Annotated in this window: 15 protein-coding genes, 2 tRNA genes and 1 pseudogene; 12 read left to right on the forward strand and 6 right to left on the reverse strand. The window is 71.9% G+C overall.

Going from position 1 to position 12,871, the window contains the following annotated elements; translation table 11 throughout:
* Positions 1 to 333: pseudogene (locus VT52_RS19095) on the reverse strand (hypothetical protein); the annotation flags it as partial.
* Positions 334 to 776: 443 nt separating this feature from the next.
* On the opposite strand from VT52_RS19095, the gene VT52_RS19100 reads away from it, so the two are divergent.
* Positions 777 to 1,001, forward strand: coding sequence for a hypothetical protein (locus VT52_RS19100; RefSeq protein WP_046419404.1), 225 nt, complete (start codon positions 777 to 779; stop codon positions 999 to 1,001).
* A 27-nt stretch (positions 1,002 to 1,028) separates the two neighbouring features.
* Positions 1,029 to 1,241: a hypothetical protein gene (locus tag VT52_RS19105; protein WP_046419406.1), complete on the forward strand. Its 213-nt coding sequence runs from the start codon at positions 1,029 to 1,031 to the stop codon at positions 1,239 to 1,241.
* Between the two features lie 28 nt (positions 1,242 to 1,269).
* On the opposite strand, the gene VT52_RS19110 is transcribed toward VT52_RS19105, so the two are convergent.
* Positions 1,270 to 1,926 carry an SDR family oxidoreductase gene (locus VT52_RS19110; protein WP_046419407.1) on the reverse strand — a complete coding sequence of 219 codons (657 nt, stop codon included), beginning with the start codon at positions 1,924 to 1,926 and terminating at the stop codon, positions 1,270 to 1,272.
* A 73-nt stretch (positions 1,927 to 1,999) separates the two neighbouring features.
* Positions 2,000 to 3,250: an amidohydrolase family protein gene (locus VT52_RS19115; protein WP_046419409.1), complete on the reverse strand. Its 1,251-nt coding sequence runs from the start codon at positions 3,248 to 3,250 to the stop codon at positions 2,000 to 2,002.
* 501 nt (positions 3,251 to 3,751) lie between these two features.
* Between VT52_RS19115 and VT52_RS19120 the strand changes: the two genes are divergently transcribed.
* The 7 genes from VT52_RS19120 to VT52_RS19150 all read left to right on the forward strand — a co-directional run bounded on the left by VT52_RS19120 (position 3,752) and on the right by VT52_RS19150 (position 7,486).
* A tRNA-Thr gene (locus VT52_RS19120) sits at positions 3,752 to 3,824 on the forward strand.
* Positions 3,825 to 3,870: 46 nt separating this feature from the next.
* Positions 3,871 to 3,943 (forward strand) — tRNA-Met (locus tag VT52_RS19125).
* Positions 3,944 to 4,033: 90 nt separating this feature from the next.
* Positions 4,034 to 4,198: a 50S ribosomal protein L33 gene (gene rpmG / locus VT52_RS19130; protein ID WP_003948671.1), complete on the forward strand. Its 165-nt coding sequence runs from the start codon at positions 4,034 to 4,036 to the stop codon at positions 4,196 to 4,198.
* Between the two features lie 132 nt (positions 4,199 to 4,330).
* The gene (locus VT52_RS19135; RefSeq protein ID WP_046419412.1) at positions 4,331 to 4,783 is read left to right on the forward strand and encodes a MaoC family dehydratase N-terminal domain-containing protein; all 453 of its coding nucleotides are present in this window, start codon (positions 4,331 to 4,333) and stop codon (positions 4,781 to 4,783) included.
* A 7-nt stretch (positions 4,784 to 4,790) separates the two neighbouring features.
* On the forward strand, positions 4,791 to 5,219 hold the full coding sequence (locus VT52_RS19140) for a MaoC family dehydratase (RefSeq protein WP_046419415.1): 429 nt from the start codon (positions 4,791 to 4,793) through the stop codon (positions 5,217 to 5,219).
* Between the two features lie 121 nt (positions 5,220 to 5,340).
* Positions 5,341 to 5,916, forward strand: a complete 576-nt coding sequence (locus tag VT52_RS19145; protein ID WP_206306561.1) for a TetR/AcrR family transcriptional regulator — start codon at positions 5,341 to 5,343, stop codon at positions 5,914 to 5,916.
* Positions 5,917 to 6,022: 106 nt separating this feature from the next.
* Positions 6,023 to 7,486, forward strand: a complete 1,464-nt coding sequence (locus tag VT52_RS19150; protein WP_063888341.1) for an MFS transporter — start codon at positions 6,023 to 6,025, stop codon at positions 7,484 to 7,486.
* Here VT52_RS19150 and VT52_RS19155 read toward each other — a convergent pair whose 3' ends face one another.
* Complete coding sequence (locus tag VT52_RS19155; RefSeq protein WP_046419417.1) at positions 7,487 to 7,912, reverse strand: ATP-binding protein; 426 nt, start codon at positions 7,910 to 7,912, stop codon at positions 7,487 to 7,489. It abuts the gene before it with no gap.
* Between the two features lie 155 nt (positions 7,913 to 8,067).
* Here VT52_RS19155 and VT52_RS19160 point away from each other — a divergent pair, with 155 nt between their 5' ends.
* The 3 genes from VT52_RS19160 to VT52_RS19170 all read left to right on the forward strand — a co-directional run bounded on the left by VT52_RS19160 (position 8,068) and on the right by VT52_RS19170 (position 10,408).
* Positions 8,068 to 8,943 carry a helix-turn-helix domain-containing protein gene (locus tag VT52_RS19160; RefSeq protein ID WP_046419418.1) on the forward strand — a complete coding sequence of 292 codons (876 nt, stop codon included), beginning with the start codon at positions 8,068 to 8,070 and terminating at the stop codon, positions 8,941 to 8,943.
* Positions 8,940 to 9,149, forward strand: a complete 210-nt coding sequence (locus tag VT52_RS19165) for a DUF397 domain-containing protein (RefSeq protein WP_046419421.1) — start codon at positions 8,940 to 8,942, stop codon at positions 9,147 to 9,149. Before VT52_RS19160 ends, VT52_RS19165 begins: the two co-directional genes overlap by 4 nt.
* A 203-nt stretch (positions 9,150 to 9,352) precedes the next feature.
* Positions 9,353 to 10,408 carry a UDP-N-acetylmuramate dehydrogenase gene (locus tag VT52_RS19170; RefSeq protein ID WP_046419423.1) on the forward strand — a complete coding sequence of 352 codons (1,056 nt, stop codon included), beginning with the start codon at positions 9,353 to 9,355 and terminating at the stop codon, positions 10,406 to 10,408.
* Between the two features lie 21 nt (positions 10,409 to 10,429).
* On the opposite strand, the gene VT52_RS19175 is transcribed toward VT52_RS19170, so the two are convergent.
* A complete protein-coding gene (locus tag VT52_RS19175; RefSeq protein ID WP_046419425.1) occupies positions 10,430 to 11,461 on the reverse strand; it encodes an adenosine deaminase in 1,032 nt (343 codons plus the stop codon).
* A 124-nt stretch (positions 11,462 to 11,585) separates the two neighbouring features.
* Positions 11,586 to 12,812 (reverse strand): pyridoxal phosphate-dependent aminotransferase, encoded by a 1,227-nt coding sequence (locus tag VT52_RS19180; RefSeq protein ID WP_046419454.1) that lies wholly within the window; start codon positions 12,810 to 12,812, stop codon positions 11,586 to 11,588.
* Between the last annotated feature and the right edge of the window lie 59 nt (positions 12,813 to 12,871).

Raw genomic sequence — 12,871 nt, forward strand, 5'->3', positions numbered from 1 at the left:
GCACAGCAGTGACGTGCCGGGTGCCGTGGTGCCGTCGGGAAGGGTGGGCGGGGTGTAGCCCTTGGGCAGGGTCCGGTGGAACTCCAGCGCCACCGACCAGCGTGTCCCGTCCACCCGGCCCTTCCCGATCACCTGGGTGACCACCTGCGCCACGTGCCGGCGGGCGGGAGCGTGCCGCTCGGCGACGGCGACGGCCGGGGCGGGCTGCGCGGACGCCGCCCGGACGGCCGGACCCGGTGCCGCCTCGCTCGCGGACGCGCCGAACGCGACCCCGCCGAGCGCGGCGACCGCGACGGCCGCCACGGCCGCCTTCCTGGCAGAACTGAGAGCCACGGAGCATTTCTCCTTCAAAGCCGCCGCCCGGCGCCGTGCCGGGCGGTCCTCGACGGCCGGCGCGCTGGGCCCGCGCGTCGGCCTGCGACGGCCACCGGGAACGGTGGCCGCCGTGTGGACGTCCGCCCGTAGGTACTCCCGAACACGCACGGCGGGTTGCACGCCCGCGAGATCACTTCGCGGTCCGTCCGCTCACGCCGGCCGCGGACCCCGTCCTCCCCGGCCGGGATCACGGGTATTCCTGGACTACTCCTGGACTACTCCCGGACGCGGCGGCGGCTCTGCCCGCCGGGGCGACGGCGACGGTCACCCGGCGCGGAAGAAGCGGCACGGCACACGGAATTGCCACTAGAATCGAACGGGTGAGCGAATATCGATCGGCGGAACCAGAACCAGAATCCGGTGCGGGTGCGCGCGCCCCGGGTCCGGACGATGCTGGAGGCATGGCCGGGAACCGACCCATCGTCGTCCAGCTGCCCTCGCCGAGCGGTGGGCGGCGGGTCCGGGTGGACGGGGAGATCCTGGGGCTCGCGCACAATGTGCGGGACCTGGTCGAGTTCCTGCGGCGGGCCGGCCTGGAGATCGAGCCGGAAGAGGTCGCGGACTCGCCGCTGATCGACTGGCGCGGGGTCGGCCCCGAACGCTGGGAGGCGCGGTCGCGCACCTGAAGCGGCACGAAGCGGCACACTGGCGGAATGTCCTCCCGCCGCAGAACCTGTCCCGTGTGCCACCGCGAGATCGCCGTCGTGGCGGGCCGCTTCGCGCGGCACGACCCGCCCGGAGCCCGGGAGGACGCGCGGCTCGTCTCCTGCGAGGGGTCCCGGCGGCAGGCCCGACTCGGTGCCGCGCAGCCGACGTTGGACGGATACGTCGTACCCGAGTTCCCCGGTCAGCTACCGCTGTTCTGAGGCGCGCTCAACTTCCGCCGCCCCGGCCTCAGTTCCCCGCCACCGACTTCACCGCGACCGACACCGGCGTCGAACCGCCCGTCAGTTCCAGCGTCAGACCGGCCGTCGCCGAGGTGTCCACCAGCTCCGCGAGCACGGCCGCCACATCGTCGCGCGGGATCATGCCGCGCCCGGTGTGCGCCTCCAGGCGGACCAGGCCGGTGCCGGCGTCGTTGGTCAGCGAACCGGGCCGCAGGATCGTCCAGTCCAGATCATCCTGACGAGTGACGTACGCGTCGGCCTCGCCCTTGGCGCGCAGGTAGGCGTCGAACACCTCGTCGCCTTCGTGCGCGGGGTTCGCGCCCATCGAGGACACCACCACGAACCGGCGTACGCCCGCGCGCACGGCCGCGTCCGCGAACAGCACCGCCGCTCCCCTGTCCACCGTCTCCTTGCGGTCCGTCCCGCTGCCCGGACCCGCGCCCGCCGCGAACACCGCGGCGTCCGCGCCCCGCAGCAGCTCCGCGACGTCCTCCGACGAGGCGGACTCCAGGTCGAGCACCACCGGCTCGGCGCCGGCCGACCGCAGATCGTCGCTCTGCTCCGGATTGCGGATGATCCCCGCGACCTCGTATCCACGCGCGGCGAGCAGCCGTTCCAGCCGCAGCGCGATCTGACCGTGACCACCAGCGATGACAATGCGCATGCTTTAGACCGTACGCCCGGAAATCCCCGCCTGCCGCACGGGTCGACCCCGGGCACGCGGGTCCCGGGCGGCCCTACGGCACCTCGCCCCGCCCCTGCCGCGGCAGCCCCGGCTCCGCGGCCACCACGGAGTTGCAGTACTCGCGGACCGCGCTCGTACGGGCCACCACCCGGGCGCGGTGGATCACGATCCGGCTGTACGCCAGGGAGAGCGCGCCCGGCAGATGGTCGCCGCGCACGGCGAGCAGCTCGGCCGGGAAGCCGGCCTCCACCCGGACCCGGGGCAGGCCGAGCGCGGCGCGGGCCGTCGCGCTCACGGCGTCGTACGCGTCCTCGGGGCGCAGCCCGTGGGCGGAGGCGAGCAGGTAGGCGGCCTCCAGGGGGTCGCCGCGGCCCACGGGGTTCGACACGTCCCGCAGTGCGCCGCTGCCTGCCGCCAGCCGGACCCCGGCCGCGCGCAGCAGCCGTACCGGAGCCGTGCCCCGCCGGTCGGTGCCGCCGCAGCCGCCCTGGGGCAGGCACACGACCGTCACCCCGGCCGCCGCGAGCTGGTCCGCGGCGCGGGAGGCGACATCGGCGGGCAGGCGCGCGAGCCCGGCGCACGGACCGATCGTCACGCCTGGGCGCAGACCACCCGCCATCGCCGCGAGCCGGGACAGCCGGGCCGGGTCGGCGGCGTCCGTGTGCAGGTCCACCGGCAGGCCGTGCTCCGCGGCCACCTCCAGGACCGCCTCCACGTACCCCGTGGGATCGGGGTCCAGGTCCGGGCAGCCGCCCACCGCCGCGGCGCCCATCTTCGCCGCGTCGCGCAGCAGCGCCAGCCCGTCCGCCCCGGCCACACCCGTCAGCAGCCGGGGCATCGCCACCGCGGTCAGCTCGGCGAGCCCGCGCAGCGCCCGCCGGGCCTGGAGCACGGCGTTCAGCGCGCCGAGGCCCTGTACGTCGCCCACGCGCACGTGCGCCCGTACGGCGGTCGCCCCGTGCCCCAACTGGAGCAGCGTCGCCTCCGTGGCCCGGCGCCGGACGTCCTCGGGCGCGCAGGAGGCCGGGCCGGCCCGCTCCGCGGACAGGGCGGTGTCGCCGTGCGCGTGCGGCTCCGCCGGGGCCGGCAGCAACAGATAGCCGGTGAGGTCCACCCGTTGGGCGCCCGCGCGGGCCGGCCCCTGCGCCAGGCTGCCCGCGGTGCCCACGGCCTCGATCCGCCCGCCGCCCAGCCGTACGTCCACGGTCCGGCCGTCGGTCAGCCGCGCCCCGCACAGCAGCAGACCGCCCGACGGATTCGACGAGTTCGACGGCAGGTGCGGCTGCGGCTGGCTGTCGGGCATCGCGCTCCAAGGTCGGGGGAGGGCATGAGGGGGCCTGTGACGCGGTGTGACCGGCGACCGGGGGCTCGGGGGCCCCAAGATCACACAGGGCGGGTCGAGCCTAGGGTGACGAACGGCACAGGTCGCGCAGGAGCGCAATAGTCGTACCGGCGTGGTTCATGGGGAGGTCCGGGGCAGTCCGGGGCATGGCACGGACGCGGCCTTCGGCCCCCGTGACGGCCCGCGCGACTTCGCCCCGGCCCCCGTGCGGGCCCGCCGGTGTCCGCCCGGCGCGCGCCCCCCACGGCCCCGCCGACGGCGCCCCGCCGCCCGCCGTGGCCGCCTCCGGGTCCGCCGGTCCGCCCCCCGCGAACCCCTCCGCGGCGCCCCGCCGAAGCCCCTCACGGCCGCCCCGTCCGGCCCGTGAAGTCACACCCGTCAGACCCGTCGGCAGGCGTTCCGGCCCTGCGTGGATATGGATTTGGGTGAACGGCGGCGGACCGTGTAATGTCTTCATCGCTCGCCCCAATAGCTCAGTCGGCAGAGCGTCTCCATGGTAAGGAGAAGGTCAACGGTTCGATTCCGTTTTGGGGCTCTGGTGTGAGAGGTTCCCGTCGAAAGACGGGTTCCGATCTCATCAAAGCGGTGTAGCTCAGTCGGTAGAGCAAGCGGCTCATAATCGCTGTGTCACCGGTTCAAGTCCGGTCACCGCTACTGACAGTAGCCGATTGTGGGGTCGGTCCTTCAATCGGCTACTCTTTCTTGCGTTGAATAAGCCCATCCGTTCGTCTTAGGAGCACTCACGTGGCTGCCACCGACGTCCGCCCGAAGATCACGCTGGCCTGCGTGGAGTGCAAGGAGCGGAACTACATCACCAAGAAGAACCGGCGTAACAACCCGGATCGACTGGAGATGAAGAAGCACTGCCCGCGTTGCAACGCGCACACCGCGCACCGCGAAACGCGATAAATAGGCTCGTCCGCGAGGCCGTCCCCTTCCGAGGGGGCGGCCTCGCGGCGTTTTTACGGTCGGACCTCCGGCCGCTTCCGGGCCCCGGCTAGTTTGGGACCCTCACATCCAGACATCAGGAGGTGCCGGGCCATGGCGCTCGACCAGTCCTTCGTGGGACGGACCTACCCGCCCACCGAGCCCTACGAGGTGGGCCGGGAGAAGATCCGCGAGTTCGCCGAGGCCGTGGGGGAGACCAACCCGGTGTTCACGGACCCCGAGGCCGCCAAGGCGTTCGGGCACCCCGATGTCATCGCCCCCCCGACCTTCGTGTTCTCGATCACCTTCCGCGCCGCCGGCCAGGTGATCGAGGACCCCCAGCTCGGCCTGGACTACAGCCGGGTCGTGCACGGCGACCAGAAGTTCGCCTACCGCCGCCCGGTCCGGGCCGGCGACCGGCTCACGGTCACCTCCACCATCGAGGCGATCAAGTCCCTCGCGGGCAACGACATCCTGGACATCCGCGGTGAGGTGCACGACGAGGCGGGCGAGCACGTCGTGACCGCCTGGACGAAGCTCGTGGCCCGCGCGGCCGAGGAGGTTTGAGCAGCTGATGACGGCGAAGATCGGCTACGACGACGTCGAGGTCGGCACCGAACTGCCGGCCCGGACCTTCCCCGTGACGCGCGCCACGCTCGTGCGCTACGCGGGCGCCTCCGGTGACTTCAACCCCATCCACTGGAACGAGAGGTTCGCCAGGGAGGTGGGCCTGCCGGACGTCATCGCGCACGGCATGTTCACCATGGCCGAGGCGATCCGTGTGGTCACCGACTGGCTCGGCGACCCGGGCGCCGTCGTGGAGTACGGCGTCCGCTTCACCAAGCCGGTCGTCGTGCCCGACGACGACCAGGGCGCCCTGATCGAGGTCAGCGCCAAGGTCGCGGCCAAGCTGGAGGACAACACGGTCCGTGTGGACCTCACCGCGACCAGCGCCGGCCAGAAGGTGCTGGGGATGTCGCGGGCGGTCGTCCGGCTCGCCTGACGGCCTGGACCGCGAGCGAGGGGCGTTCTCCGGCCGGCGGCCGGCGGTTCCGGGGGCGCCCCTTGCGCATGCCCGAGGGTGGCTGTTGCGAAATTAGTGATTGAGTACTAACTTACTGCCCATGGTCAGGATGAGTGCTGAAGAGCGGCGCGAGAGTGTCATCCGCGCGGCGATGGAGGAGTTCGGCAGGGGTGGCTACTACGGCACCTCCACCGAGGCCATCGCCAAGCGGGTCGGTGTCTCGCAGCCGTACCTCTTCCGGCTCTTCCCGGGCAAGCGGGCGATCTTCCTCGCGGCGGCCGAACGCTGCATGGAGGACACCATCCGCATGTTCGTCGAGGCGACCGAGGGTCTGGAGGGGGAAGAGGCCCTGCATGCCATGGCCGGGGCCTACACCACGGCGATCGTCGAGCAGCCCTCGCGGCTGATGATGCAGATGCAGATGTTCCTGGCCGTCGCTGCCGCCGAGGAGGAGGGCGACCGGGAGTTCGGCGAGGCCGTACGGGCCGGCTGGATGCGGCTGTGGGACACGGTCGATCTGCCGCTCGGCGCGTGCGTGGACAACACGACCGAGTTCATGGCCTACGGAATGCTCATCAACTGTCTGGTGGCCATGGGCTTCCCGCGCGAGCACCGCGTCTGGGGGGGCCTGGACACGATCCCGTCCGAGCGGGGAACGGGCGAACCGGACGCGTAGGGCGGGGCGCGGGGCGTCCATGGGTGGCATGCGCCCGCAAAAGTTAGTCAGCAATTACTAACAAACTTCGAATTCGACACTGGGAACTCATCTCCCCGGGGGAGCGATGTCAGAACAGACCGATCAGGACCACGAGGCCCGACAGACCCGCAGGAGCGCCGTCTGGGCCCTCCTCGTCACCAGCGTCGCCGGATTCATGGCGGCCCTGGACAACCTCGTCGTCACCACCGCCCTGCCCGCCATCCGCAAGGACCTCGGCGGGGCGCTGGACGACCTGGAGTGGACCGTGAGCGCCTACACGCTCACCTTCGCCTGCCTGCTGATGTTCGGCGCCGCGCTCGGCGACCGGTTCGGGCGCAGGCGGCTGTTCATCGCCGGTCTCACGGTCTTCACCGGCGCCTCGGCCGCCGCGGCCATGGCCCCCGGCATCGGCTCCCTGATCGCCGCCCGCGCGGTGCAGGGCGTGGGCGCGGCCGTCATGATGCCGCTGACGCTGACCCTGCTGACCGCGGCCGTGCCCGCCGCCAAACGCGGAACCATGTACGGCATCTGGGGCGCCGTCAACGGCCTGGCCGTCGCCTCCGGGCCGCTCATCGGCGGCAGCCTCACCGAACACGTGTCCTGGCACTGGATCTTCTGGCTGAACGTTCCGCTCGGCCTGATCACGCTGCCCTTCGCGCGCTTCCGCCTCGCCGAGTCGTACGGTACCGGCGCCCGCCTGGACGTCCCCGGCACCCTGCTCGCCAGCGGCGGCCTCTTCGGCATCGTCTACGGCCTGGTCCGCGGCCCCTCCGACGGCTGGACGGACCCGGTGGTCCTGACCGCCCTGTCGGCCGGCGGCGCGCTCCTGCTCGCCTTCGTCGGCTACGGCTCTCGCGCCGCCAACCCGATGCTGCCGATGCGCCTGTTCCGCTCCCGCGCCTTCTCCGGGATCAACGCGGCGAGCCTGCTGATGTTCGTCGGCATGTTCGGCTCGATCTTCCTGCTCAGCCAGTACATGCAGGGCGTCCTCGGCTACTCGCCCACCGAGGCGGGTCTGCGGATGCTGCCCTGGACCGGCATGCCGATGCTCGTCGCGCCCCTCGCCGGATTCCTCTCCGACCGGGTGGGCGGCCGTCCGGTCGTCGCGGCGGGCCTGTTCCTCCAGGCCGCCGGCCTCGGCTACATGGCCTGGGTCGTCACCGCGCACGCCTCCTACGAGGTCCAGCTGCCCGCCCTGATCCTCAGCGGCATCGGCATGGCCCTCTACTTCGCCCCGGCCGCCAACCTCGTGATGTCCAGCGTCCGCCCGCACGAGCAGGGCATCGCCTCCGGCGCGAACAACGCCCTGCGCGAGGTCGGCGGCGCGCTCGGCATCGCGGTCATGTCCTCGATCTTCTCCGCGTACGGCGGCTACACCTCCGCCCAGTCCTTCGTGGACGGCCTGCGCCCCGCCCTGGTCACCGGTGCCGCGGTGGTCGCCCTCGCGGCCCTGGCGAGCCTGGCCATCCCGGGCCGGCGCCGCGCCGGCGGGCCGGAGTCCCTGCCCGAGTCCTCGCCCGTACCGGCCCTGGAGCCCACCTCCGGCTGATCAGCCGACCGAGCACTCCGCCCACACCGTCTTGCACGGAAACCGGTCCTCCCGCACGCCCCAGCGGTCCGCCAGAGCGTCCACGAGGAGCAGGCCACGGCCTGACTCCGCGTCCGCGGCGGGCCGTTGGCGCGTCGGGAGCCGTTCACCACGCGTGTCCGTGACCTCGATCCGCAGTGTGCCGCCGGCCAGGTTCAGCGTCAGCCGGAAGTCCCGCCCCGGTACGCGGCCGTGCGTCACGGCGTTGGCCGCCAGCTCGGCCACGAGATGGCTCGCGGTCTCCGTGGGCAGCCCCCAGCGCCGCAGCTGCGCCTCCGTGAGCAACCGGGCCAGCCGGGCGCCCCGGCGGGTGGACGACAGCAGCAGGCTGAAGTCCGGGGAGGGGGCGGGGGACGGGGTCGTGGCTTCGGCGATCTCCTGGTTCATGCCGCTCAGCGTGGCCGGAAATGCCTACCGTGAGGAGTGATCGGGCGGTTGCGTGCGGTGACTGTCGGCTGGTTGTCCGGTGCTGTCCAGGCTGTCGGGATCGTTGCTCCGGGTAGTGCGACGCGGTACGCGCGCGGGACGACGGAGGGGTTCGGATGTCGGTGGACGGCGAGGCGGTACGGCCCGACGGCGAGGTGGACGAGCCGGGCTGGGAGGTGGATCCGGACGACGAGTGGGGTGTCGCCGTGATCACGATGGTGGGGCGGCAGCTGAAGCTGCTGCGCGAGGCGGCGGGGTTGCGGGCCGCGGAGTTCGGGGCGCTGGTGGGGTACGGCGAGGACCTGGTCTACAAGGTCGAGGCGGGGAAGCGGATTCCTCGGCGGGAGTACCTGGTCGACGCGGACCGGGTGCTGGACGCGAACGGGGTGATCGAGGCGACGTGGGAGGACGTCAAGAGGATCCGGTATCCGAAGAAGATTCGGGATCTGGGGAAGTTGGAGGCCAAGGCGGTCGAGATCGGGGTGTACGAGTGCCAGAGCATCAACGGCTTGCTGCAGATTCCTGAGCACGCGCGGGCTCTGATTCAGGCCCGGCAACCGCCGTACTCGCCGGACGACCTGGAACGCATGGTCGCGGCTCGTCTGGCCCGGCAGTCGGTCTTCGAACGGGATCCGTCTCCGTCACTTCACTTCGTGCTGGAAGAGGCCCCACTGCATCGGCAGGTTGGGGGCACAATGGTGTGGCGACGGCAGCTCGAACGTCTGCTGGAGGTGGGGCGGTTGCACAACGTCGCGCTTCAGATCATGCCGACGAACACCGAGCCTCACCCAGGGCTGGACGGCCGGATCGAACTGTTGAAGTTCCCGGACGGTACGGCGGTGGGTCGGTCCGATGGAGCCTTCAACGGCCGACCGATCTCCGAACCCAAACACCTACGCATCCTTGAGCTGCGGTATGGCACTATCCGGGCTCAGGCGCTCACTCCTCGGGCGTCGCTGGCCTTCATCGAGCAACTGCTGGGAGAAACATGATCCGCAAGACCACTGCCGGGGACGCCTCCGAGCTGGCGTGGTTCAAGAGCAGTTACAGCAGCGGCACTGACGGCGAGTCCTGTGTCGAGCTTGCCGTCACCCCCGGCACGGTCCACGTCCGCGACTCCAAGAACACCGACGGCCCCCGCCTCGCGCTCACGCCGGAGGCCTGGGCGGAGTTCGTGACGTACGCCTCGCACGACTGACCTCCCCACCACACGCCGCCTGCCCCCGGCCACACCAGGGGCAGGCGGGCGTCGGCTGACGGATGCCGCTCCGAGTGCGCCCCTCATGCCGGCGGGCTCCGCCCTCAGCGGTGGCGGGAGCGAACGCAGCACACGCGTCCCGGAACGGTTCCAGGCCGTAGGGGTGACCGGCCCCGCCGGACCGTTCTCGTAGTCTTGCCCCCGTGCACGTACTCCACGACGCCCCCCTCGCCCCGCTGACCACGTTCCGCCTGGGCGGTCCCGCGCTGCGGCTGGTGACCGCCGAGACGGATGCCGAGGTGGTCGACGCCGTCCGGGAGGCGGACGACAGCGGGACCCCGCTGCTGGTCGTCGGCGGCGGATCGAACCTGGTCATCGGGGACAAGGGATTCGAGGGGACCGCGCTGCGGATCGCCACCCGCGGGGTCGAGCTGCGCGGGACCACCCTGGAGCTGGCGGCCGGGGAGGTGTGGAGCGACGCCGTCGCGCGCAGCGTGGAGGCAGGGCTCGCCGGGATCGAGTGCCTGGCCGGGATCCCCGGCTCGGCGGGCGCCACGCCGATCCAGAACGTGGGGGCGTACGGCCAGGAGGTCTCCGCGGCGATCTCCGAGGTGATCGCCTACGACCGGCGTGCCGGCGAGACGGTCACGCTCACCGGCGAGGAGTGCGCCTTCTCGTACCGCCACAGCCGCTTCAAGGGCGACCCCGAGCGCTATGTCGTGCTGCGCGTCCGGTTCGAGCTGGAGGACGCGGGCGGGATGTCCGCGCCGATCAAGTACGCGGAGACCGCCCGCGCGCTCGGCGTCGAGCCGGGGGACCGGGTGCCGCTGGCCGAGGCCCGCGAGACCGTGCTGAAGCTGCGCGCGGGCAAGGGCATGGTGCTCGACGCCGGGGACCACGACACCTGGTCGGCCGGCTCCTTCTTCACCAACCCGATCCTCACCGAGGAGCAGTTCGCCGCGTTCCAGGAGCGTGTGCGCGAGCGGCTGGGGGAGGACGCCGAGCCGCCCGCGTACCCGGCCGGTGAGGGACGCAGGAAGACCTCGGCAGCCTGGCTGATCGACAAGGCCGGCTACACCAAGGGCTACGGCACCGGTCCCGCCCGTATCTCCACCAAGCACACCCTCGCCCTCACCAACCGCGGCGAGGCCACCACCGAGGACCTCCTCACCCTGGCCCGCGAGGTGGTCGCCGGGGTCCGCGAGGCGTTTGGGATCACCCTGGTCAACGAGCCCGTCATGGTGGGCGTCGGTCTCTAGGGCCCGCCAGGACAAGGCCCTCTACGACGCCAACCAGTCGTCCACGCCCGCCAGCAGCCGCGCCTTGGCGTCCTCCGGGGCGGCCGAGCCGCGGACGGACTGACGGGCCAGTTCGGCGAGTTCCGGGTCGCTGAAGCCATGGACATGGCGGGCGATCTCGTACTGGGCGGCCAGGCGGGAGCCGAACAGCAGCGGGTCGTCCGCACCCAGGGCCATCGGGACACCGGCGTCGAAGAAGGTGCGCAGCGGCACGTCCTCGGGCTTCTCGTAGACGCCGAGGGCCACATTGGACGACGGGCACACCTCGCAGGTCACCTGCCGGTCGGCCAGCCGCTTCAGCAGCCACGGGTCCTCCGCCGCGCGCACCCCGTGCCCGATCCGCCCCGCGTGCAGATCGTCCAGGCAGTCCCGCACCGAGGCCGGGCCGGTCAGCTCGCCGCCGTGCGGGGCCGACAGCAGGCCGCCCTCGCGCGCGATGTGGAAAGCCCGGTCGAAGTCCCGCGCCATGCCGCGGCGCTCGTCGTTCGACAGGCCGAAGCCCACCACGCCCCGGTCCGCGTAGCGCACCGCGAGCCGGGCCAGCGTGCGGGCGTCCAGCGGGTGCTTCATGCGGTTGGCGGCCACCAGGACCCGGATGCCGAGCCCGGTCTCCCGGGAGGTGCTGTCCACCGCGTCCAGGATGATCTCCAGGGTCGGGATCAGACCACCGAGCCGGGGTGCGTACGAGGTCGGGTCCACCTGGATCTCCAGCCAGCCCGAGCCGTCCCGCAGATCCTCCAGCGCGGCCTCCCGCACCAGGCGCCGGATGTCCTCCGGCTCGCGCACGCAGGAGCGCGCCGCGTCGTACAGCCGCTGGAAGCGGAACCAGCCCCGCTCGTCGGTCGCCTTGAGCTTCGGCGGCTCGCCGCTGGTCAGGGCTCCCGTCAGCATCTCCGGCAGGCGTACGCCGTGCTTGTCGGCCAGCTCCAGGACGGTGCTCGGCCGCATCGAGCCGGTGAAGTGCAGGTGCAGATGGGCTTTCGGCAGCTCAGAGAGATCACGTACACGCTCCATTCCCAGATCCTGCCGCACACCTCCGGTTTCCCGGTAGCCGTTTCCCCATTCGTGGTCTTGTCCGAACAGACGAACGGCGCGCCAACCTGCTCACGTGAGTAGGTTGGCGCGCCGTCGCGATGTCTCAGTCGCGCGCTTCCGCCAGGAGCTTCTGGATCCGGCTCACGCCCTCCACCAGGTCCTCGTCACCCAGCGCGTACGACAGCCGCAGGTACCCGGGGGTGCCGAACGCCTCACCGGGGACGACCGCGACCTCGGCCTCCTCCAGGATCAGCGCGGCCAGCTCGACCGAGTTCTGCGGGCGCTTGCCGCGGATCTCCTTGCCGATCAGGGCCTTGACCGACGGGTAGGCGTAGAACGCGCCCTCGGGCTCCGGGCAGAGCACGCCGTCGATCTCGTTGAGCATCCGCACGATCGTCCTGCGGCGCCGGTCGAAGGCCTCGCGCATCTTCGCCACGGCCGTCAGGTCGCCGGAGACGGCGGCCAGGGCCGCGGCCTGCGCCACGTTGGAGACGTTCGAGGTGGCGTGCGACTGCAGGTTGGTCGCGGCCTTGACGACGTCCTTGGGACCGACGATCCAGCCCACCCGCCAGCCGGTCATGGCGTACGTCTTCGCCACGCCGTTGACCACGATGCACTTGTCGCGCAGCTCGGGGAGCAGGGCGGGCAGCGAGACGGAGACCGCGTCGCCGTAGACCAGGTGCTCGTAGATCTCGTCCGTGAGCACCCACAGGCCGTGCTCCAGGGCCCAGCGGCCGATCGCCTCGGTCTCGGCCTCGGAGTACACCGCGCCGGTCGGGTTGGACGGGGAGACGAAGAGCACGACCTTCGTCCTCTCCGTGCGCGCCGCCTCCAGCTGCTCGACGGAGACCCGGTAGCCGGTGGTCTCGTCGGCCACGACCTCCACCGGGACACCGCCCGCGAGGCGGATCGACTCCGGGTAGGTGGTCCAGTACGGCGCCGGGACGATGACCTCGTCGCCCGGGTCGAGGATCGCGGCGAACGCCTCGTAGATGGCCTGCTTGCCGCCGTTGGTGACGAGGACCTGCGAGACGTCGGGCTCCCAGCCGGAGTCGCGCAGCGTCTTCGCGGCGATCGCGGCCTTCAACTCGGGCAGCCCGCCGGCCGGCGTGTAGCGGTGGAACTTCGGGTTCTTGCAGGCCTCGATCGCGGCCTCGACGATGTAGTCCGGGGTGGGGAAGTCGGGCTCACCGGCACCGAAGCCGATCACCGGTCGCCCGGCGGCCTTCAGGGCCTTGGCCTTGGCGTCCACGGCGAGGGTGGCGGACTCGGAGATCGCGCCGACTCGGGCGGAGACCCGGCGCTCGGTGGGAGGGGTTGCAGCGCTCATGGAGCCCATGCTTCCAGACCGGAAATGTCCCGGGCACACGGGTTTCACAGTCTGAACGG

The organism is Streptomyces malaysiense, from assembly GCF_000980885.2.
Lineage (GTDB): Bacteria > Actinomycetota > Actinomycetes > Streptomycetales > Streptomycetaceae > Streptomyces > Streptomyces malaysiense.